This is a genomic window from Paraburkholderia sp. J69-1 (assembly GCF_905220255.1).
In the GTDB taxonomy this organism is placed as follows: domain Bacteria; phylum Pseudomonadota; class Gammaproteobacteria; order Burkholderiales; family Burkholderiaceae; genus Paraburkholderia.
Genome location: NZ_CAJMZG010000017.1, coordinates 83,482 through 102,454 on the forward strand (window position 1 = coordinate 83,482; position 18,973 = coordinate 102,454).

At 64.6% G+C, this 18,973-nt stretch carries 17 protein-coding genes and 1 tRNA gene; 2 read left to right on the forward strand and 16 right to left on the reverse strand.

The genetic code is table 11. From position 1 onward, the window contains the following. Window positions 1-333: 333 nt before the first annotated feature. The 7 genes from waaC to map all read right to left on the reverse strand — a co-directional run bounded on the left by waaC (window position 334) and on the right by map (window position 6,025). A complete protein-coding gene (gene waaC, locus U5A67_RS27425) occupies window positions 334-1,338 on the reverse strand; it encodes a lipopolysaccharide heptosyltransferase I (protein ID WP_321816784.1) in 1,005 nt (334 codons plus the stop codon). Between the two features lie 424 nt (window positions 1,339-1,762). Next, on the reverse strand, window positions 1,763-2,080 hold the full coding sequence (locus U5A67_RS27430) for a YXWGXW repeat-containing protein (protein ID WP_205984717.1): 318 nt from the start codon (window positions 2,078-2,080) through the stop codon (window positions 1,763-1,765). 223 nt (window positions 2,081-2,303) lie between these two features. Beyond that, window positions 2,304-2,558, reverse strand: coding sequence for a cell division topological specificity factor MinE (gene minE, locus U5A67_RS27435; protein ID WP_205984716.1), 255 nt, complete (start codon window positions 2,556-2,558; stop codon window positions 2,304-2,306). Window positions 2,559-2,572: 14 nt separating this feature from the next. Continuing rightward, window positions 2,573-3,388 carry a septum site-determining protein MinD gene (gene minD / locus U5A67_RS27440; RefSeq protein ID WP_205984715.1) on the reverse strand — a complete coding sequence of 272 codons (816 nt, stop codon included), beginning with the start codon at window positions 3,386-3,388 and terminating at the stop codon, window positions 2,573-2,575. Window positions 3,389-3,477: 89 nt separating this feature from the next. Continuing rightward, window positions 3,478-4,320 carry a septum site-determining protein MinC gene (gene minC / locus U5A67_RS27445; protein ID WP_321816783.1) on the reverse strand — a complete coding sequence of 281 codons (843 nt, stop codon included), beginning with the start codon at window positions 4,318-4,320 and terminating at the stop codon, window positions 3,478-3,480. 210 nt (window positions 4,321-4,530) lie between these two features. Continuing rightward, window positions 4,531-5,067, reverse strand: coding sequence for a GNAT family N-acetyltransferase (locus U5A67_RS27450; RefSeq protein ID WP_205984713.1), 537 nt, complete (start codon window positions 5,065-5,067; stop codon window positions 4,531-4,533). Window positions 5,068-5,239: 172 nt separating this feature from the next. Next, a complete protein-coding gene (map, locus tag U5A67_RS27455) occupies window positions 5,240-6,025 on the reverse strand; it encodes a type I methionyl aminopeptidase (RefSeq protein ID WP_205984712.1) in 786 nt (261 codons plus the stop codon). A gap of 196 nt (window positions 6,026-6,221) precedes the next feature. Between map and U5A67_RS27460 the strand changes: the two genes are divergently transcribed. Next, window positions 6,222-7,046 (forward strand): hypothetical protein, encoded by an 825-nt coding sequence (locus U5A67_RS27460; protein WP_321816782.1) that lies wholly within the window; start codon window positions 6,222-6,224, stop codon window positions 7,044-7,046. 96 nt (window positions 7,047-7,142) lie between these two features. On the opposite strand, the gene U5A67_RS27465 is transcribed toward U5A67_RS27460, so the two are convergent. From U5A67_RS27465 to U5A67_RS27475, 3 genes are all read right to left on the reverse strand, one after another. Continuing rightward, window positions 7,143-7,233 (reverse strand) — tRNA-Ser (locus U5A67_RS27465). A gap of 154 nt (window positions 7,234-7,387) precedes the next feature. After that, window positions 7,388-8,680 carry a serine--tRNA ligase gene (gene serS, locus U5A67_RS27470; RefSeq protein ID WP_321816781.1) on the reverse strand — a complete coding sequence of 431 codons (1,293 nt, stop codon included), beginning with the start codon at window positions 8,678-8,680 and terminating at the stop codon, window positions 7,388-7,390. A 105-nt stretch (window positions 8,681-8,785) separates the two neighbouring features. After that, window positions 8,786-10,117: a replication-associated recombination protein A gene (locus U5A67_RS27475; RefSeq protein WP_205984710.1), complete on the reverse strand. Its 1,332-nt coding sequence runs from the start codon at window positions 10,115-10,117 to the stop codon at window positions 8,786-8,788. Window positions 10,118-10,347: 230 nt separating this feature from the next. Between U5A67_RS27475 and cytX the strand changes: the two genes are divergently transcribed. Further along, a complete protein-coding gene (cytX, locus tag U5A67_RS27480) occupies window positions 10,348-11,655 on the forward strand; it encodes a putative hydroxymethylpyrimidine transporter CytX (RefSeq protein ID WP_321816780.1) in 1,308 nt (435 codons plus the stop codon). 95 nt (window positions 11,656-11,750) lie between these two features. Here the strand turns inward: cytX and bioB are convergent, their stop codons facing one another. From bioB to U5A67_RS27510, 6 genes are all read right to left on the reverse strand, one after another. Then, window positions 11,751-12,848 (reverse strand): biotin synthase BioB, encoded by a 1,098-nt coding sequence (gene bioB / locus U5A67_RS27485; protein ID WP_321816779.1) that lies wholly within the window; start codon window positions 12,846-12,848, stop codon window positions 11,751-11,753. A 57-nt stretch (window positions 12,849-12,905) separates the two neighbouring features. Then, on the reverse strand, window positions 12,906-13,631 hold the full coding sequence (gene bioD, locus U5A67_RS27490; RefSeq protein ID WP_205984707.1) for a dethiobiotin synthase: 726 nt from the start codon (window positions 13,629-13,631) through the stop codon (window positions 12,906-12,908). After that, on the reverse strand, window positions 13,631-14,824 hold the full coding sequence (gene bioF / locus U5A67_RS27495) for an 8-amino-7-oxononanoate synthase (RefSeq protein ID WP_321816778.1): 1,194 nt from the start codon (window positions 14,822-14,824) through the stop codon (window positions 13,631-13,633). Before bioF ends, bioD begins: the two co-directional genes overlap by 1 nt. After that, on the reverse strand, window positions 14,824-16,173 hold the full coding sequence (gene bioA, locus U5A67_RS27500) for an adenosylmethionine--8-amino-7-oxononanoate transaminase (RefSeq protein WP_321816777.1): 1,350 nt from the start codon (window positions 16,171-16,173) through the stop codon (window positions 14,824-14,826). Before bioA ends, bioF begins: the two co-directional genes overlap by 1 nt. Window positions 16,174-16,535: 362 nt before the next feature. After that, window positions 16,536-17,981, reverse strand: a complete 1,446-nt coding sequence (locus tag U5A67_RS27505; protein ID WP_321816776.1) for a dienelactone hydrolase family protein — start codon at window positions 17,979-17,981, stop codon at window positions 16,536-16,538. A 546-nt stretch (window positions 17,982-18,527) separates the two neighbouring features. Beyond that, window positions 18,528-18,971 (reverse strand): YchJ family protein, encoded by a 444-nt coding sequence (locus tag U5A67_RS27510; protein WP_205984702.1) that lies wholly within the window; start codon window positions 18,969-18,971, stop codon window positions 18,528-18,530. Window positions 18,972-18,973: the final 2 nt, after the last annotated feature.

An 18,973-nucleotide genomic window follows, 5' to 3' on the forward strand; every position in this document is an offset into this window, starting at 1 on the left:
TCTGGTGTCCTGCCCGGCCGTGATTGGCGTTGCGGGCTGCGGACAGTTCAGATTGAACACGACGGCGATCCCCTGAGGCGTTGCAATTTGTAAGCAGCAGTGTGGCCTGTGTTACAGCCCGCGCGCGCCAGCCCGCCGCTACGAGCTATTCACGCCGCATGCTGCACGCAACGGCGACACTTTTAACAACTTCGTAATCGAGTTACGGCGCGAGTTACGGCGCGAGTGACTGCACGAGCAAGCACTTAGAGATCGCTCGTGCCCAAAGAAAACGGCCCGCCGTCTGCATCAGACGAGCGGGCCGTTCGGCGTACGAATAGCGATTCGAGCCGATCAATGCACCGAATCGAGCGGTCCTTGTGCGTCGTCGCCGGTACGCGCGGGATACACGCGATCGACCGCATCGAGCGCCACGGAAACCGGCGGCACGTGATGGCCGTCGCCGATCGAAATCGAGCGGTTGGGCGCGCGCACGCCCAGATGCTCGGCGTTGGTCGCGATAAAGATCATCACCGTAGGCTTGAGCAGCGCGTGGCCCAGATGCACGAAGCCGGTGTCCGTGCCCACCACGAGCGCGCTGTCTTCGATGCGCTGCGCCACCTGCGTCACACTCAGGCGCGGCAGGATCGTCGCGCCGGGCACGAGCGCGGCGATCTGCTTCGCCGTCTCGTGTTCGGCATCCGAGCCCCACGGCAGCTCGATACGCAGGCCGCGCTTGACGAGTTCATTGCACAGCTCGCCCCAGTGCTCGACCGGCCATTTTTTCTCTTCCTTCGACGTCGCGTGGAAGATCAGCGCGGTGGGCGCGTCGGGCGCGGGCAGCGCGTTGCCGTCGCGCGGAATGCGCATCTGGAAATCGGGCGGCGTATCGATGGTGTAGCCGAGCGCCTCGCCCGTGCTGATGCGCATGCCCAGCCACGCATCGCACTTCGGACGCGGCCCGAAACGGCCGTTGTACGCGAACGCCGCGCCCTGCTCGCCCAGATCCTGCGCGAGATAGCCAAAACGCCGCTTGCCGCGCGCAATGAAGGCGATGATCGCGCTCTTGTAGACGCCGTGAATATCGATGATGGCGTCGTAACGTTCGGCGCGCAGTTCGGCGATCGAATCCCAGATCGCCTTGAAATCGCTCCAGCGGCGCGCCTTCTTGAAGCGGCGCAGCGGCGCGCAGAGCACGCGGTCGATCCCCGCATTCCAGTGCACGATCTCCGCGAAAGCGTCGTCCACGGCCCAATCGACCTTGGCGCCGGGGAATTTGCGCTGGACATCGGCCACGACGGGAAGGGCCTCGACGACATCGCCAAGCGAGGTCACCTTGACTATCAAAACTCGTTTCATTGTGCTGCGGACCGCGAGATCCGATTTCGATGATTTGCCGGCATTTTTCCCGAGATTTTAGCGGACCGGGGCGTCCGTCAGAGGCGAAATCTGCGAACGTTTGCGTATTTCATCGGACCCCGCTTTGGCGAGGACGAAAAAAAGCCCGGCGACATGTCGACAGCCGATTGCTCGAACCGCCAACATGCGCCGGGCCGGGTGTGGCATGGCTGATCTACGCCAGCGCGCCTTGCACCAGAATCAATAGATCACGACGGGCGCGGGCCGCATATACATCGGCCGCGCCGGAACGACGACGCAACCCGCCAGCACGATGGCCAGCGCCGCCGCAGCGAGCAGTTTTCTGCTCATGGTGTTTCTCCTTGCCGATGGAACCGCTTATGCACGCTCAAGCGGATTCAAGCGATCTCAAGCGATCTCGAACTCAAGCGGCCCAGTGCCCTTCGACCCAGCGCCAGTTCGGGCCGTGTGCGATCCAGTGGCCCGGTACCCAGTGATAGCCGACGCGCTCGGCCTGCCAGTGGCCGGCGATCCACACATAGCGGCCGTGGTCCCAGCGCCAGTGGCCCTTGTCCCAGGCATAGCCGACACGCGGTGCGGGCACAACTTCGACGCGCTCGACGGGCGGCGGCGCGCTCGGCTCGACCACGACGATTTCAGCGAAAGCGGGAGCGGCGACGGCGCACGTGCCGGCAGCGACGATAGCGGCCTTCGCAATCAGCAGGCGGATGGAATTATTCATGTTGATCACCCTTCGAGTTGGACGCCATCAGTGGCGTTACCCGATCAATGCGCGAGCGCGCACCTGGGCTGACAACGGCCGTGTAACCGCTGCGGGTCAAGTGAAACTGAATATTTCGGTAAGGTAAGGAATGCTGCGCGCGGGCCTTCGAACGAAGGCGGGAACGCGCGCAGCGCAGGAACGCGGCGCACCGGAAACATCGGCGCCGCGCTCGCCGCGAGGCTCAGGCCTGCGGAATTTCGATCTTGACCTCGAGCACTTCGAGATCGTCCTGACGCTCCAGGCTCACGCGGATGTCTTCATCGGAGATCTTCACGTACTTCGAGATCACCGCAACCAGTTCGCGTTGCAGGGCCGGCAGATAATCGGCGGGCGGGTGACCGCCTGCGCGCTCGTGAGCGATGATGAGCTGCAGGCGTTCCTTCGCTACCGAGGCGGACTTCTTCTTCTCGCCGATAAAAAACGAAAGAAACGACATGACGTGCGCCTCCCTTACTTGCTACCGAACAGGCGCTGCAGGAGCCCCGGTTTCTGGTAATCGGTGAAGCGAAGCGTCTTGTCTTCGCCGAGAAAGCGCGCAACGACGTCCTTATAGGCTTCGGCGACGTCGGTGCCGTCCAGATGAACGGCGGGCAGGCCCTGGTTCGATGCGTGCAGCACCGCTTCCGATTCCGGAATCACGCCGATCAGCTCGATGCGCAGGATTTCCGAGATATCGGCGAGCGAAAGCATTTCGCCTTCGTTCACGCGTTTCGGGCTGTAGCGCGTAATGAGCAGATGTTCCTTGATCGGGTCCTTGCCGTCGATCGCGCGCTTGGTCTTCGACGACAGCATGCCCAGAATGCGGTCCGAGTCGCGCACCGACGACACTTCCGGATTCGTCACGATCAGCGCTTCGTCGGCGAAATGCATCGCCAGCATCGCGCCCGATTCGATACCCGCCGGCGAATCGCAGACGATGTATTCGAAGTCCATCTTGCGCAGGTCTTCGATCACCTTCTCCACGCCTTCCTTCGTCAGCGCGTCTTTGTCGCGCGTCTGCGAGGCCGGCAGGATGAAGAGGTTTTCGCACTTCTTGTCCTTGATGAGCGCCTGGTTCAGGTTCGCTTCACCCTGGATCACGTTGATCAGGTCGTACACGACGCGGCGCTCGCAACCCATGATCAGGTCGAGATTGCGCAGGCCGACGTCGAAGTCGATGACCGCGGTCTTATGGCCACGCAACGCGAGGCCCGATGCGAAACTCGCGCTCGTGGTCGTTTTGCCAACGCCACCCTTGCCCGAAGTCACCACAATGATTTTTGCCATTCCCTTACCTTGCGTTCGTCAGTTTCCCAGTTTGGTCTCATCGCGTGCCGCTCGCACGCGCGCGCAGTTCGCAACGCGTCAGCGGCGACTCAGGTGAGCCTCAACGGTTCGATCAACAGCTTTTCTTCGTCGAGCCGGATCTGCGCCGGCTTGCCACGCACGTCGTCTGAGAGAGGAACTTCAGTGGTACGGTAGATGCCCGCAATCGAAATCAGTTCCGCTTCGAGGCTCGTGCAAAAAATGCGTGCGTCGTGGTTGCCGTGCACACCCGCGAGGGCGCGGCCACGCAACGGCGCATAAATATGGATGTTGCCTTCGGCGATCACTTCCGCGCCATTCGACACCATGCCGAGCACCACCAGATCGCCCTTCGCGTAGACGCGCTGGCCCGAACGCAGCGGACGGTCGACCACCAGCGTGGCTTCGCGCGGCGCGCCGCCGCGCGTGTCGGCATCGGCATCGTCGTTGCCGGCTTGCGGCACGCGCTCGAGTGTGTCCTGGTCGAACAGTTCGGGTTGGGTGGCGGCGCTGGGCGCGCCTGCAGACTTACCAGCGGCGTCGGAGGCGATCTCTTCGATCTGCGCTTCGGCTTTGGCCGCGCCGCCCGTCACGCGCTTGTCGCGCGCTTCGAGAAACGGCAGGCCCGCTTCCGCGGCCCAGCCATGCTGTTCGGGATGAGCCACCACGCCTATCGGGCGCATGCGCACGCTTTCGAGCAGGCGCGCGATGTCGCCCAGCGCAACCTGCTCGCCATCGGCGAGACGGCGCAGGTCGATGGCTACCGTGTCATTGGCGAAGAACTCCGGCGTCGCCTCGAAGCGCCGCGTGAGTTCGGCGCGCATCGCATCGAGTTCCGTCGTTTTGACGACGAACAGGAGCGTATCGACTGAACCGCTCTTCAGTTCAAAATATGGCGATTTCTTGGGCGACATGGCGATCGGCGAAAAATTTTGCGTATTTTACAGGCGTCGACGCGCACGGCCATTATTTTTAATGGCGCAAAATGCTGCAGCGAAGGGAATGATGAAGGAACAGCGTGCGAACCGCCAGGAGAAGCCGCCGCATGACGCGCGGTGCGCGCATCAGGGCAGCAAAACCCGGCGAGGCAAAGCGGGAATCAGCGCGAAAAAAATGCCGCGCGCCTACTGTGCCGAAGCACGCGGCGCCGCACCGGCGAGATCGCGCATCAGCAGCGTTTCCCATTGCTCGGGCGTCTGCGCGCTGCGCGCGTGGTCGCCGGTGGCGACAAAGCCGAGACGCTCGTAGAAACGCATCGCGGTGATGTTGGTATCGGTCACCCACGCATAGACCTGGGTGGCATTTTCGCTCGCGAGCCAGTCGATGGCCGCATTGACGAGCAGCTCGCCGCCACGCAGATGCCGCACCGCCGGCGCCACCCACAACGCGAACACGAACGCCCGGCGCGCAGGCGCGCTCTCGAAGTTCGCGCCGATCAGGCCGGCCGGATGGCCTTCCGTGTAGAGGATGAACGTGGTGGCGGTATGCGAATCCGCATGACGGGCGGCCGCGGCGTCAAAGACGGCTGCATCGGCAGACAAGGCGTCTTCGAGCGAGTCGCCGAACGCGTAAGGTGCGTCGCGCAGCGAAGCAGTTCGAAGCTCGCGGAGCACGGCACCCTGATCGGCAACGATACGGCGAACGGTCAGTGACGGACTCATGCAGTCGTAAACCCCAATAAAGCACTAACGCGTAGCTTTAACCGAACTGGCCAGAGAGTCAAATCCTTATTTGACAAAAAAGTTCCGTGCACGCCGCGCGCGCAGGACTTGACAGACTGGTCGATGCGCCGCACAGGCCGCTGTATCGCGGCACTCACGCCGCTCAGGTCACTCACGGAGCCTCGTACGCACCTGTGCCGTCCGGCCAGGGCGTGAGCAGTTCGTAGCCGTCGTCGGTGACGGCGACCATGTGTTCCCACTGCGCGGACAGCGAGCGGTCCTTCGTCACGACGGTCCAGCCGTCGCGCTGCACAGCCGTGCCCGCACGCCCCGCATTGACCATCGGTTCGATCGTGAAGACCATGCCGGGCTTCAGGCGCACGCCCTGCCCCGGCTGGCCGTAGTGCAGCACCTGCGGCTCTTCGTGATAGACCTTGCCGATGCCGTGGCCGCAGTACTCGCGCACGATCGAGAAGCCGTCGGCCTGCGCGCGCTTCTGGATCGCGTGGCCGACGTCGCCGAGCGTCGCGCCGGGCTTCACTTCGCGGATGCCCGCGAGCATCGCCTCGTAGGTCGTGTCGATCAGTTGACGGCCCACCGAGCTCGGCGTGCCGACCGCGTACATGCGGCTCGTGTCGCCGAAATAGCCGTCCTTGATCACGGCCACGTCGATGTTGATGATGTCGCCGTCCTTGAGCACCTCGTTGCGGCTCGGAATGCCGTGGCAGACCACGGAATTGACCGAGGTGCAGATCGTCTTGGGAAAGCCGAGGTAGCCGACGTTGGCGGGCACCGCCTTGAGCGTCTTGACGATGTAGTCGTTGCAGATTGCGTCGAGATCGTCGGTGGAGACGCCGGGCTTGACGTGTTCGCCGATCATGGCGAGCACATCGGCGGCAAGCCGGCCGGAAATGCGCAGACGCTCGATGTCGTCGGCGGATTTGTAGGTGATAGCCATCTGAGAACCAAAGTGGGCGCGACGGCGCGCGTAGCGCCTCGCCGCGAATTCATGGGAGCGCCGCTCGAAGGCGCCATTGTACCGGGCGACCCGCGCGGGCCGGACCGCGAATATTCAGATACGTCCGATTGTCCGGGCGCAAACCGGCAACAAGAATGGGAAATATCTTACAACGACGTGAGCAGAACGCCAGATCATGACCCAATCGCCCTCTTCCTTACCCCTTTCTTCCAGCGCCGATGCCGGCATCGCCGCGCCGGTTCAAGCGCCGCTGAACATCCTCATCGCGCTGCCGACCTACGACAACTCGGTGCACTTCGACTTCGCCATGGCGCTGGCCGGCCTGATGGAAACCTTCAAGGCGCGCGGCATCGGCTTCGAGTACATCCATACGGCGTCGTCGCACATCATCCGCGCGCGCAACTTCTTTGCAAACTATTTCCTGAGCCATCCGCAATTCACGCACGTGTTGTTCCTCGACACCGACATGGACTTCTCGCGCGAGGCCATTCCGCGCCTGCTGGCCGGCGACAAGCCGGTAGCGGGCATCGCCTGCCCGTATCGCTACTTCGACGTGGAAAAGAAGATCACGGCCGACGACGCGGGCCTCTCGCTGCGCGAGTGGCAGGAAAAGACCGTGGACTACAACACGGCGATCCGCACCGATGCGAACGGCAATAGCAGCGTCGATCAGGGCTGGGTCGAGGTGAACCACATCGGCACGGGTATTTTTCTCGTGCGCCGCGACGCCATGGAGGCGATGGCGCCGCTCACGCAGCTTTACCGGCCGCCTGCGCAATACGCCGGCTATCTGCCCGACGGGCGCTTCTACGCGTTCTTCGACACCGTCGGCGAAAAAGGCGTGTATCTCTCGGAGGATCTGTCGTTCTGCCAGCGCGTGCGGGCAGCCGGAATGAGCGTGTGGGCGCTGATCGACGAGAAGATCGTTCATCACGGCGCCTCGGCGATTTCGGGCACCTTCATGCGTTCGCTGGAACGGCGCGGACATGTGCCGGGCTGATGGCGCGTGAATGCAAATGTGTGCAAAAGCGCCTGAAAACAGGCGCTGAAAAGCAAAAACCCCGTAGGCCTTGCGGCTTACGGGGTTTTCTAAATTTGGCGGAGAGGGTGGGATTCGAACCCACGGTACGGGGTTACCGTACGCCTGATTTCGAGTCAGGTACATTCGACCACTCTGCCACCTCTCCGGGGTACTGCTGGTTACTGCTTCTTCGGTCTTGGTCGTCGACCGGAGAAGCGAAGATTATAGAACATAAATCAGATCTTGCAAGCCCTTTTTCGAAAAAAATTTCGAGGGCTGCGCAATCCTTGTTCCAGCAACCTTCGCAACCGATCTGAACCTTAGCCAGCCACCGACAGGCGAGCCACACCGTTCATATACGGACGCAGCGCTTCGGGCACGGTGATCGAGCCATCGGCTTCCTGATAGTTCTCCAGCACGGCCACCAGCGTGCGGCCCACGGCCAGACCCGAACCGTTGAGCGTGTGCACGAGTTCCGGCTTGCCCTGGGCGTTGCGGAAGCGCGCCTGCATGCGGCGCGCCTGGAACGCTTCGGTATTCGAGCAGCTCGAAATTTCGCGATACGTGTTCTGCGCCGGCAGCCAGACTTCGAGGTCGTAGGTCTTGGCGGCCGAGAAGCCCATGTCGCCCGTGCACAGCGACATCAGGCGATACGGCAGGCCGAGCTTCTGGAGAATCGTCTCGGCGTGGACGACCATCTCTTCGAGCGCGTTGTACGACGTTTCCGGCGACGTGATCTGCACCATTTCGACCTTGTCGAACTGATGCTGGCGGATCATGCCGCGCGTGTCGCGGCCATACGAGCCCGCTTCCGAGCGGAAGCACGGCGAATGCGCGGTCAGCTTGATCGGCAGCGCGTTGCCTTCGACGATGCTTTCGCGCACCGTGTTCGTCAGCGAAATTTCCGACGTCGAGATCAGATATTGCGTGACGGTGTTTTCCGCGCCGCCCTTCTCCACGCGGAACATGTCCTCGGCGAACTTGGGCAGCTGGCCCGTGCCGTAGAGGATTTCCGGGTTCACGATGTACGGCGTGTAGGTTTCCGTGTAGCCGTGATTGAGCGTGTGCGTGTCGATCATGAACTGCGCGAGCGCGCGATGCAGGCGCGCGATCTGGCCGCGCAGCATCGTGAAGCGCGCGCCCGAGAGCTTCGCGCCCGTCTCGAAGTCCAGACCCAGCGGCGTGCCGACATCGACGTGATCCTTCACTTCGAATTCGAACGTGCGCGGCGTGCCCCAGCGGCGCACTTCCATATTGCCGGATTCGTCGCGGCCCAGCGGCACGCTTTCGTGCGGCAGGTTCGGCACGCCGAGCAGCAGATCCGAGAGCTTCGCCTGGATCTCGTCGAGCTTGGCGGCCGACGCCTTCATTTCGTCGCCGATGCCGCCCACTTCGGCCATGACCGCCGAGGTGTCCTCGCCGCGGCCCTTCATCGCGCCGATCTGCTTCGACAGGCTGTTGCGGCGTGCCTGGAGTTCTTCGGTGCGGGTCTGGATGTCACGGCGTTCCGCTTCGAGCGCGGAGAAAGCCGCGACGTCGAGGGTGTAGCCGCGGTCGGCGAGGCGCTTGGCGACGCCGTCGAGGTCTTTGCGCAGCAGCTGGATGTCGAGCATGGGATTGTGAGACGCAGTTTCGTTGTGTGAAGTGTCGATTTTAGCGCACCGGCGCGGGCGGCCCGTGCGCCGTGGCGGTTTTAGGCTGCCGCCGTCAGCCCGCCGCTAACCTTTGCGCTTGCGCTCGCGGATTTCGTCGCGATGCTCCTCGCGCCATTGCGCGTCGAGCTCAGCCAGCCGCGCAAGCTTCTCGCCGATCTTGCCCTCGAGCCCGCGCGGCGTGGGCCGATACCAGTTCGGCTCGCGCATGCCATCGGGAATATAGGTCTCGCCGGCGGCATAGGCGTCCGGTTCGTCGTGCGCGTAGCGGTACTCGTGGCCGTAGCCCAGTTCCTTCATGAGTTTGGTGGGCGCGTTGCGCAGATGGATCGGCACCGCGCGCGACTGGTCCTTGCCGACAAAGCGACGCGCCTCGTTATAGGCGTTGTAGCCGGCGTTCGACTTGGGCGCGACGGCCAGATAGATCACGGCCTGCGCGAGCGCCAGTTCGCCTTCGGGCGAGCCCAGCCGCTCGTAGGTTTCCGAAGCGTCGAGCGTGATGCGCGCCGCGCGCGGATCGGCCAGACCGATGTCTTCCCACGCCATGCGCACGATGCGGCGCGCCAGATAGCGCGGGTCGGCGCCGCCGTCGAGCATGCGGCAGAACCAGTAGAGCGCGCCGTCCGGGTTACTGCCGCGCACCGATTTATGCAGCGCGCTGATCTGGTCGTAGAAGGCGTCGCCGCCTTTGTCGAAGCGGCGCAGATTCTCGGCGAGCGCGCTGCCGAGCAGTTCGCCGTCGATTTCGGTCTTTTTCTGCTGGGCCGCCGCACGCGCGACGATCTCCAGATTGTTGAGCAGCTTGCGCCCGTCGCCATCGGCGGAACCGATCAGCGCGGCTTTCGCTTCGTCGGTGAACGTCAGACCGCCCAGTTCTTGCGCGGCGCGCGCGAGCAGTTCGCCCTGCTCGTCTTCGTCGAGACTGCGCAGCACGTAGACCGCCGCGCGCGAGAGCAAGGCGCTGTTCACCTCGAACGACGGATTTTCCGTGGTCGCGCCGATAAACACGAACAGGCCCGACTCCACGTGCGGCAGGAAGGCGTCCTGCTGGCTCTTGTTGAAGCGATGCACCTCGTCGACGAACACCAGCGTCTGATGCCCATGCGCGCGGTGCATCTGCGCCTGCTCGACGGCCTCGCGGATATCCTTCACGCCCGACAGCACGGCGGAAAGCGCGATGAATTCGGCGTGGAACGCGTCGGCCATGAGGCGCGCGAGCGTGGTCTTGCCCACGCCCGGCGGCCCCCACAGGATCATCGAATGCGCCTCGCCCGACTCGAAGGCGACGCGCAGCGGCTTGTTGGGCCCAAGCAGATGCTTCTGGCCGATGACTTCGTCGATGGTGCGCGGACGCAACCGTTCGGCGAGCGGAACGTTGCCACGGGTTTCTTCAAACATGTCGTTTTCGCGATAATGTCGGCTTTTCCGGCGGGTGGGTCTGGGCAGCGCCATGAACAGCCTGTTCGCGCCCCTGAAAACGGCCCGCCGCGCCGGATGTAGTCGTGCATTATGACAGTCCGCGCCGCCGCGCGATGTCTGGGGTCAGCTCGAACTTTGCGTGAACCCTACGCACACCATACGAATTCAATACAGATTCAATATAGACAACGCAGAGGACAGCTTTTCCCATGACTGAAAACACGCAAGCCGGTTCGGCCTACGCGCCCAATGTGCCGGTGCCCGACGCGCGCCGCCAGTTCCGCACCGGCGACGCCTTCGCGCTCTGGTTCTCCCTCGGCATCGGCCTGCTGGTCGCGCAGGCGGGCGCCCTGCTCGTGCCGGGCCTGTCGCTGCCGCACGCGCTGCTCGCCATCGGCATCGGCAGCGTGATCGGCGTGGTGCTGCTCTCGCTCGCGGGCGTGATCGGCACGGACACGGGTCTCGCCGCGATGTCCTCGCTGCGCCCGACGCTGGGCATTCGCGGCGCTTCGGTGCCCGCCGTCATCAACATGGTGCAGCTGGTGGGCTGGGGCTCGTTCGAGATCATCGTGATGCGCGATTCCGCCGATGCGCTCGCCAAACAGGCCTTCAATCTCTCGATGCCGCTGGTCTGGACCGTGATCTTCGGCGTGCTGGCGACGCTGCTGGCCGTGAGCGGCCCGCTCTCGTTCGTGCGCCGCTTCCTGCGCACCTGGGGCATCTGGCTGCTGCTCGCGGGCGCCGCCTGGCTCACGTGGAGCCTGCTGGCGCAGCACGACATCGGCGCGCTGATGAAGCGTCCCGGCACCGGCGACATGCCGTTCGGCAGCGCCATCGACCTCGTGGTCGCGATGCCGCTCTCGTGGCTGCCGCTGATCGCGGACTACACGCGCTTCGGCCGCAAAGCCGGCGAAACCTTCCGCGGCACGCTGTTCGGCTATGGCATCGCGAATCTGTGGTTCTACGCGCTGGGCGCGATCTACGGTCTCGCGGCCGGTGGCGGCGATGCGCTGCTGACCACGGCGCTCGCGCAAGCCGGTGGCGGCCTTGCGCTGCTGCTGGTGCTGATCGACGAAATCGACAACGCTTTCGCCGATATCCACTCGGCGGCTGTGTCGACCGGCACGGTCTGGACGCGCGCGGGCGTGCCGTTTCTCTCGGCTGCGTTCGGCGCGATCTGCACGCTGATCGCCCTGATCGTGCCGATGGCGAAGTACGAAAACTTCCTGCTGTTTATCGGCTCGGTGTTTGCGCCGCTGTTTGGCGTGGTGCTCGCCGATCACTTCATCGTGCGCCGCCGCCGCATCGACACCCAGGCGCTCGCCGATATCAACGGCGTCTACGGCTACTCGGGCGGCTGGCACGTGAGCGCGTTCGCCGCGTGGGTGGTGGGCTTCGGCGCGTATCAGGCACTCAACCAGTGGCTGCCGAATCTGGGCGCGACGCTGCCTTCGCTCGTGATCGGCGCGCTTTGCTATCTCGTGCTCGCGGGGCGCAGCCGCGCGGCTTACGCTTGATGCGCACGCTTTAAAAGCGCAATAAAAAACGCCACGCTGAGACAACCAGCGTGGCGTTTTTGCTTTCAGGCCTTAAACGAAGGCTTATTCGCGCTTCATTCGCAGTGGCCGCAGCCGCCGTGCGAGTGATCGTGACCATGCGCGTGACCATGCGCGTGACCATGATCGTCCGACGGCAGATGCTGCGCAGCCTGCGCCGAGATCCCCAGACGTTGCAGCAGCTTGCGGTCGGCTTCGGCTTGCGGATTGCTGGTCGTCAGCAGTTGGTCGCCGTAGAAAATCGAGTTCGCGCCAGCCATGAAGCACATTGCCTGCAGCGCGTCGTCCATCTGCTCGCGGCCCGCCGACAGACGCACCATCGCCGTGGGCATCGTGATACGCGCGACCGCGATCGTGCGCACGAATTCGAACGGATCGATCGGCTCCGTGCCTTCGAGCGGCGTGCCGGTGACCTGCACGAGATTGTTGATCGGCACCGATTCCGGGTACGGCTCCATGTTCGCCAGCTGCGCGATCAGGCCCGCGCGCTCGCGGCGCGACTCGCCCATGCCGACGATACCGCCGCAGCACACGTTGATGCCCGCGTCGCGCACGCGCTCGAGCGTCTCCAGACGGTCTTCGTACGTGCGCGTGGTGATGATCTTGCCGTAGTACTCCGGCGAGGTATCGAGGTTGTGGTTGTAGTAGTCGAGGCCCGCATCGGCGAGTTCCTTCGCCTGGTGATCTTCCAGCATGCCGAGCGTCACGCAGGTTTCCAGACCCATCGCCTTCACGCCGCGGATCATGTCCTTGATCGGCTCGAGGTGGCGATCCTTCGGATTGCGCCACGCCGCGCCCATGCAAAAGCGCGTCGCGCCGTTGGACTTGGCGGCGCGGGCCGCGTCGAGCACGGCGTCGACCGCCATCAGCTTGCCGGCTTCGAGTTCGGTTTCGTAATGCGACGACTGCGGGCAGTACGCGCAATCTTCCTCGCAGCCGCCGGTCTTGATCGACAGCAGCGTGGAAAGCTGCACGGCGTTGGCGTCGAAGTGCTCGCGATGGACCTGCTGGGCGCGGAACATCAGGTCGTTGAACGGCAGCTCGTAAAGCGCCGCGACGTCGGCGACTTTCCAGCGTGCAGCGTCTTCAGCGGCGGCGTGGGCGCTCGGCGCGGTGGCCTTCAGCGAGGTGAGGTCGATGTGGGTTTGCGTCATGGTGTCGAAGTCCTTCGTGACGTTTGACTGTGTTGTTCGCTTCGTCTTGCTGCTTTTTTAGCGCGCCGCCACAGCGGACAGGCGTGCAAGCAACAGATCGATGTTCAGATGTCCGGCCGCGTCGTCGGCGCTCGCGCCGCGCATATGCGGCACGACGCCGAGCAGCGGCGCGTCGAATTGCGCCGCCAGCAGCGTGCGCAAGGTATCGATGTTTTCCTCGGGGAAAGTCATGTTCGGGTCGATGCGGTTCGCGACCCAGCCCGCGATCTTCAGCCCGCGCGCGGCAACGGCTTCGGCCGTGAGCAATGCGTGGCTGATGCAGCCCAGCCGCATGCCGACCACCAGCACGACCGGCAGACCGAGCGCGACGGCCAGATCGGCCGTATCCTCGCGCGGCGTGAGCGGCACGCGGAATCCGCCGACGCCTTCGACCACGACCGCATCGGCGCGCTCGCAGGCGGCGCGATGGCAATCGACGATGCGCGCCATATCGAGCGTCACGCCTTCCAGCGCGGCGGCAATATGCGGCGCGGCCGGCTCCTTGAGCAGGAAAGGCGTGCGCATGTCGGGCGGCAGCAGCACACTGGCGGCGGCGTCGAGCTGATCGGCGTCTTCGTTGTGCCAGACGCCGTCGCGTTCATACGCGCCTGCCGCGACCGGCTTGAGCGCCGCGGCGCGCAGGCCCGCGTGCGTGAGGCCGCGCAAGAGCGCCGCGCTCACGAAGGTCTTGCCGATCTCGGTATCGGTGCCGGTGACGAAGAAAGAAACCTTGGCCTGGCTCATTACGCGCCCTCCTGTGCCGCGCGGCTTGCGCGTTGCAGCGATTCGTTGAGTCGGTCGAGATCGCCATCCGCATGCGCGGCCGAAAGCGAAATGCGCAGCCGCGACGTGCCCACCGGCACGGTCGGCGGACGAATGGCCGGCACCCACAGGCCATCGCTTTCGAGCGTGGCCTGCAGCGCCAGCGTCGCATCGTTCGAGCCGATCACGAGCGGCTGCACGGCGCTGATCGAATCGACCGGCATCCAGCAGGTGGCCTTGAGCATCGCACGCGTGCGCGCGATCAGATGATTCAGATGCGCGCGCCGCGCGTCGCCCTCTTCGCTGGCGATCAGGCGCAGGCTCGCAGACACCGCATGCGCCACCGCCGGCGACGACGCCGTCGTGAAGATATACGGACGCGCGCGCTGCACGAGCCATTCGATCACAGTGGCATGCGCGCAGACGAATGCGCCCGACACGCCCGCCGCCTTGCCGAGCGTGCCCACCATCACGAGATACGGCGAGCGCAACGCGGCTTCGGCAATCGCGCCGCGCCCTTGCGGGCCGAGCACGCCCAGACCGTGTGCATCGTCGACAACCAGCCATGCGCCGTGTTGCTCCGCCAGTTCGACCAGACGCGCGAGCGGCGCGACATCGCCGTCCATGCTGAACACGGTGTCGCTCACGATCAGCTTGGCGCTAGCGTCGCTGGCGTCGAGCATCGCGCTGAGCGCGTCCATATCCGAATGCGGATAGATCTGGATTTCGGCGCGCGACAGACGTGCGCCGTCGATCAGCGAAGCGTGGTTCAGCGAATCGGAAAAGATCGTCGTGCCGCGGCCCGCGAGCGCGGTGAGCACGGCGAGGTTCGCCATATAGCCGGTGCTGAAATACAGCGCGCGCGGCGCGTCGACGAAACCGCCCGCAAACGCGGCCAGATCGTCTTCGAGTCGCGCGTGCGCGCGCGAATGGCCGCCCAGCAGATGCGAGCCGCCGCTGCCCGCGCCGTAGCGCTGCGCGCCTTCGGCCAGCGCGGCAACCAGTTGCGGATGGGCGGCGAGGCCCAGGTAATCGTTGCTCGCGAAGCCGATCGTCTCGCGGCCATCGACGGTCATGTGCGCGTCGCACGGCGTATCGATGGTGCGGCGGCGGCGGCGCAGGCCGTGCGCGTCGATCTCGCGCAGGCTCGCTTCGAGCGTGTCCAGCAAATGCATCAGAGGTCCTCCGCGACGGTCGCGTCGAAAGTCTCGCGCGTGCGCGCCGCGAGCAGCGCCTGCGTTTCGGTGTCCAGAATATATGGCGGCATCACGTAGACCGTGGTGCCGATCGGGCGCAACAGCAACTCGCGCTGCAAGGCGTTTTCGAAGAAGCGGCGCGAGAACGTGCTCGCGCGTGCGGGATCGTCGAGCGCCACGTCGAACGCGAGAATCGTGCCGCACTGGCGCAGATTGCGCACGAGCGGATGCGTTTCGAGCGGCGCGAACGCCGCGCGCAGTTGCGCGGATTTGCGCGCGTTCGACTCCAGCACGCCTTCGCGCGCGAACAGGTCGAGCGTGGCGAGCGCCGCGCGGCACGCGAGCGGATTGCCGGTGTACGAGTGCGAATGCAGGAAGCCGCGCGTGGTGTCGTCGTCGTAGAACGCCGCGTAGATTTCGTCGCGCGAAAGCACGATCGACAAAGGCAGATAGCCGCCGCTGATGCCCTTCGAGAGCGTCAGCAGATCGGGCCAGATGCCGGCCAGCTCGCAGGCGAAAAACGTGCCGGTGCGCCCGCAGCCGACGGCGATTTCATCGGCGATCAGGTGCACCTTGTACTGGTCGCACAGCGCGCGCAGGCCGCGCAGATACGAGGGATCATGCATCGCCATGCCGGCGGCGCACTGCACCAGCGGCTCGACGATCAGCGCGGCGATACGGCCTTCGCGTTCGGCGAAGAGTTTTTCGACATCGGCGAGCGCGCGGCGGGCGACATCGGCGGCGCTTTCGCCTTCGCGCGCGAGGCGCGCGTCGGGCGAACCGACTACGTGCGCGTGCGTGAGCAGCGGATCGTAAGCATCCCTGAAGAGCTTCACATCCGTCACGCCGAGCGCGCCGATGGTCTCGCCGTGATAGCTGTTGGCGAGGCAGACGAATTCGCGCTTGTCGCTCGCGCCCTGATTACGCCAGGCGTGGAAGCTCATCTTCAGCGCGATCTCGACCGCCGACGCGCCGTCCGAAGCGAAGAACGCGTGGCCGAGCACATTGTCGGTGAGCGCCTGGAGATGTTCCGCCAGTTCGACGGCGGGCTCGTGCGTGCAGCCCGCGAGCATCACGTGCTCGAGCATGTCCAGCTGCGCCTTGAGCGCGGCGTTGATGGCCGGATTGGCATGGCCGAACAGATTCACCCACCACGAGCTGATCGCGTCGAGATAGCGCCGGCCTTCGTGGTCGTAGAGCCACGGGCCTTCACCGCGCGAGACGGCGACGAGCGGCAGACGCTCGTGGTGTTTCATCTGGGTGCAAGGGTGCCAGACGGCGCGCAGGCTGCGCGCGATCCAGTCATCGTTGCCTGGTTTGTTTTGCAAGTTCTTGTTTTGCGAGTCCAATTACGGCTCCCGATACGACAGCGCAGCCGAATTTAGCGCGTTCGTTCGCGCAATGCACTACCCCCAAAATGGGCTTTCGAGGCCCGTGGCAGCGGGGTTCGGCGGGGTTTGCGGCAGCTACGCGCACTTCGTTTGCAAAGTGCGGAAATGCGCGTAGATGACGACGACAAAGTGACGCGCGCTTATGCAAAAAAATATGCGCTCGCGCGGGCGAACCAGCGGTTCGCGGGCGGCATCGACCTGATTAATTGGGGATTGAACATGAGATCGCCGCAGGATCGGGCATGAAAAAAGGCGCCGCGTGGCGCCTTTCGAGGTGATCGCGAACGAGCCGGACGCGCTTAGCGGCTCGCCAACGAGTGCGCGGTATCGGCGGCGTTGATTGCGTTGCTGGCGCCGCTGCCGTTGTTGTCGGCCACGGCATGGCCTTCGTCGCGAGCATCGTTCTGTGCGGTCGTGGCGTTCTCGTTCGCCCACACCACGTTGCCGTTCACCGCGTAGAGGCGGCACGGATCGGAACTGTGCTTCTGGCAGTTCGCAATCGCCACGTCCATCGGGTTGTCGCCGCCTTCGGCCCACGACCAGGCGCCCGAATCGGACACCGCGAACGCGCGGCTCGGGTACTGCTTGAGGAAGTTGCGATAACCGTCGCGGCCCGACTGATCGAGGAACGGCACCGCACCCACCGAATCGATCGACGCATAGCCGCTCGCACGCGGCGCGGCCGGCGTTTCCACGCGGTACTGCACCGAAGTGGGCATGCCCTGATTCGCGAGGAAGGCTTCGACCTGCGGCCACCAGACCTGCACGCCGTCGCGGTCGCCCACGAGGCGATGCGCGTCGTTCTTGTAGGCGCCGAAATCGACCAGCTTTGCAGCCGAGCCCGTATGCGCGTCGCCCGCCTGAGCGGTGCGGAACGCCGCGTACATCTTCGTGACGAGTTCCGGCGTCCACACGGAATCGTTGTCGCCGTAGAGCCAGAGCGAGGCCACGCGGGCCTTGCCGCCGTAATCGCCGAACGCCTGGCTCAGGTTGTCCTGCCAGCCCGTGCAGGCGTCCTGACGCAGTCCGCCCGAGAAGTTGATGAGCGCGCGCACGCCATGCGCGGCTTCGGTGCCGTAGGCCATGGTCGCGAGGCCGCCGTGCGAGGTGCCCGCCACGGCGATGTGGTTCGCGTCCACATACGGCTGCTTCGACATGTAATCGACCGTCGTGGCGACATCGGCGGCCTGGCCCATGCCGTTGCTCGCCACATCGCAGCCGTCCTGTTCGTAGGTGCCGCCCGAGCCCGCGAAGCCGCGGCGATTCGGCGCGACCACGACGTAACCGCGACGCACGAATTCGCGTGCGAACGACATCGGGTCGCTACGCGGCTGCATGCGCGGATCGCCGGGAATCTTGCCGTGGTTGAAGATCACCATCGGGAACGGGCCTGGGCCGTCCGGGCGATACACGGTGGTTTCGAGCGTGACGTCCGATTCGCCGGGAACCGGAATCTGGATGATCTGGGCGTTCATGCCCGCGTGCACCATGGGCAGATACGCGTCGTCGAGCGCGAGGCGCGGCACGCGTGCGCTGCCGAGCGGGCCGCTTGCGTTGCTGGCGAGCGAGGATTGCGAAGCGGTGCTGGCGCGCGCCGCAGCGTTTGAAATCTGCGTGGAAACCTGAGCGGGAACCTGAGCACCCGCCACAGCGGCCTGATCCGAAAGTGAGGCTGCGTGTGCCACCGACAGCACACATGCCGTGCTGGCCACCGCAAATCCGGTAAGAAGCTTCCTGAACGCCATGCGCTACACCCGCCTGCGAAAATCCCGCTGTGAATCTGACTACCGAGCAACTGTCCCCGTCCTTTGCGGACACAACGGAACACTGGCGCGCCTGGCCCGAAAGCCTGGCGTGGCATGACCCGTTGCAGGGAAGTAAAACCGATCGGAACACCTTAGCGGCGCCTTTCTGTCATCGATCAGACTCGCCGCCAGCATCCGCTTTTGAAGTCGCCGTGAAGATGTTTTTCAACAAGCTCTTAATGGTGAAACGGACACCGTGATTGGATACTCGCACGACAAATAATTGTTGTGCAATTCAGGGGTAACCCGGCATAACACGTGCCAGGCGCGCGCAGCCCTTGAGCCACGGCGGATCGGCGGATTTCGAGGTAATGCGAGGTAACGGAAGGCGAAAATAATGACGGATGCGACGTGTCGCGCAGCGCCAACGTCCCCGTTTTTTGCGGCGTGATTGCAGGGTTTTCGCGGTGCTTTTTCAGTAAGCGCGTGTTTGCAAAAGCGCGGATTCAGGCCATCCGGCGCGCTTTTGCTTCGGCGCCCACGCATTCAGCCTTCGATGATGTCGCCGTCCACATAACGCCAGCGGCCATCGTCGCCGCGCGTGAAACGGCTCAATTCATGCAGCCGGTACGCGCGCCCCGCACTCTTGTAACGCGCGACGAATTCCACGCGCGCATGCGTTTCGTCGAGCGGCTCATGGCGCTTCACCGCAAGACCGAGCCAGCGCGGCGCGCCCGGCTCGTTGGGATCGACATCGAGATCGGCGGGACAGGTCTCGCTGGCCCACGTCGCGCGCAGATAGGCGACATCGCCCAGCACGTAAGCCGAATAGCGCGAGCGCATCAATTCGAGCGCGCTCGCCGGCAGCGCCCCACCGTCGATAAAGCGGCCGCAGCAGTCGGCAAAACGCGGCGTCTTTGCGCCCGATTTTTGATTGGGCACCGCGCCGCCGCACGGACATTCGAGGGGACGTGTGTTGTCTGCGCTCATGG

Bases quoted from the DNA above. Each gene is read 5' to 3' on its own strand.
- U5A67_RS27430 (WP_205984717.1), bottom strand. From the start codon at position 2,080: ATGAATAATTCCATCCGCCTGCTGATTGCGAAGGCCGCTATCGTCGCT.
- minD (WP_205984715.1), bottom strand. From the start codon at position 3,388: ATGGCAAAAATCATTGTGGTGACTTCGGGCAAGGGTGGCGTTGGCAAA.
- map (WP_205984712.1), bottom strand. From the start codon at position 6,025: ATGGCTATCACCTACAAATCCGCCGACGACATCGAGCGTCTGCGCATT.
- U5A67_RS27450 (WP_205984713.1), bottom strand. From the start codon at position 5,067: ATGAGTCCGTCACTGACCGTTCGCCGTATCGTTGCCGATCAGGGTGCC.
- U5A67_RS27510 (WP_205984702.1), bottom strand. From the start codon at position 18,971: ATGAGCGCAGACAACACACGTCCCCTCGAATGTCCGTGCGGCGGCGCG.
- minC (WP_321816783.1), bottom strand. From the start codon at position 4,320: ATGTCGCCCAAGAAATCGCCATATTTTGAACTGAAGAGCGGTTCAGTC.
- U5A67_RS27460 (WP_321816782.1), top strand. From the start codon at position 6,222: ATGACCCAATCGCCCTCTTCCTTACCCCTTTCTTCCAGCGCCGATGCC.
- bioB (WP_321816779.1), bottom strand. From the start codon at position 12,848: ATGACGCAAACCCACATCGACCTCACCTCGCTGAAGGCCACCGCGCCG.
- serS (WP_321816781.1), bottom strand. From the start codon at position 8,680: ATGCTCGACATCCAGCTGCTGCGCAAAGACCTCGACGGCGTCGCCAAG.
- bioD (WP_205984707.1), bottom strand. From the start codon at position 13,631: ATGAGCCAGGCCAAGGTTTCTTTCTTCGTCACCGGCACCGATACCGAG.
- minE (WP_205984716.1), bottom strand. From the start codon at position 2,558: ATGTCGTTTCTTTCGTTTTTTATCGGCGAGAAGAAGAAGTCCGCCTCG.
- cytX (WP_321816780.1), top strand. From the start codon at position 10,348: ATGACTGAAAACACGCAAGCCGGTTCGGCCTACGCGCCCAATGTGCCG.
- U5A67_RS27475 (WP_205984710.1), bottom strand. From the start codon at position 10,117: ATGTTTGAAGAAACCCGTGGCAACGTTCCGCTCGCCGAACGGTTGCGT.
- waaC (WP_321816784.1), bottom strand. From the start codon at position 1,338: ATGAAACGAGTTTTGATAGTCAAGGTGACCTCGCTTGGCGATGTCGTC.
- bioF (WP_321816778.1), bottom strand. From the start codon at position 14,824: ATGCATTTGCTGGACACGCTCGAAGCGAGCCTGCGCGAGATCGACGCG.
- U5A67_RS27505 (WP_321816776.1), bottom strand. From the start codon at position 17,981: ATGGCGTTCAGGAAGCTTCTTACCGGATTTGCGGTGGCCAGCACGGCA.